Annotated in this window: 1 rRNA gene; it reads left to right on the forward strand. The window is 48.9% G+C overall.

The window, feature by feature from the left end:
* Nucleotides 1-85: 85 nt before the first annotated feature.
* A 23S ribosomal RNA gene (locus ACFQ80_RS22580) occupies nucleotides 86-1,369 on the forward strand; the annotation flags it as partial.

Raw genomic sequence — 1,369 nt, forward strand, 5'->3', positions numbered from 1 at the left:
GAGTTCACTCTCAACTTTGTACCTTGAAAACTAGATAATGTCATTCATTAAACTGCGTAAGTTTAATTCAATTAGTTTTAAAATTAGTTAAGTTAGAAAGGGCGCACGGTGGATGCCTTGGCACTAGGAGTCGATGAAGGACGGGACTAACACCGATATGCTTCGGGGAGCTGTAAGTAAGCTTTGATCCGGAGATTTCCGAATGGGGAAACCCACTATACGTAATGGTATGGTATCCTTACCTGAATACATAGGGTATGGAAGACAGACCCAGGGAACTGAAACATCTAAGTACCTGGAGGAAGAGAAAGCAAATGCGATTTCCTGAGTAGCGGCGAGCGAAACGGAACATAGCCCAAACCAAGAGGCTTGCCTCTTGGGGTTGTAGGACATTCTATACGGAGTTACAAAGGAACGAGGTAGACGAAGCGACCTGGAAAGGTCCGTCGTAGAGGGTAACAACCCCGTAGTCGAAACTTCGTTCTCTCTTGAATGTATCCTGAGTACGGCGGAACACGTGAAATTCCGTCGGAATCTGGGAGGACCATCTCCCAAGGCTAAATACTCCCTAGTGATCGATAGTGAACCAGTACCGTGAGGGAAAGGTGAAAAGCACCCCGGAAGGGGAGTGAAAGAGATCCTGAAACCGTGTGCCTACAAATAGTCAGAGCCCGTTAATGGGTGATGGCGTGCCTTTTGTAGAATGAACCGGCGAGTTACGATCCCGTGCAAGGTTAAGCTGAAGAGGCGGAGCCGCAGCGAAAGCGAGTCTGAATAGGGCGATGAGTACGTGGTCGTAGACCCGAAACCAGGTGATCTACCCATGTCCAGGGTGAAGTTCAGGTAACACTGAATGGAGGCCCGAACCCACGCACGTTGAAAAGTGCGGGGATGAGGTGTGGGTAGCGGAGAAATTCCAATCGAACCTGGAGATAGCTGGTTCTCCCCGAAATAGCTTTAGGGCTAGCCTTAAGTGTAAGAGTCTTGGAGGTAGAGCACTGATTGAACTAGGGGTCCTCATCGGATTACCGAATTCAGTCAAACTCCGAATGCCAATGACTTATCCTTAGGAGTCAGACTGCGAGTGATAAGATCCGTAGTCAAGAGGGAAACAGCCCAGATCGCCAGCTAAGGTCCCAAAGTGTGTATTAAGTGGAAAAGGATGTGGAGTTGCTTAGACAACTAGGATGTTGGCTTAGAAGCAGCCACCATTTAAAGAGTGCGTAATAGCTCACTGGTCGAGTGACTCTGCGCCGAAAATGTACCGGGGCTAAACGTATCACCGAAGCTGCGGACTGTTCTTCGAACAGTGGTAGGAGAGCGTTCTAAGGGCTGTGAAGCAAGACCGGAAGGACTTGTGGAGCGCTTA

Source organism: Isoptericola sp. NPDC056578 (assembly GCF_042793275.1).
Classification (GTDB): Bacteria; Actinomycetota; Actinomycetes; order Actinomycetales; family Cellulomonadaceae; genus Isoptericola.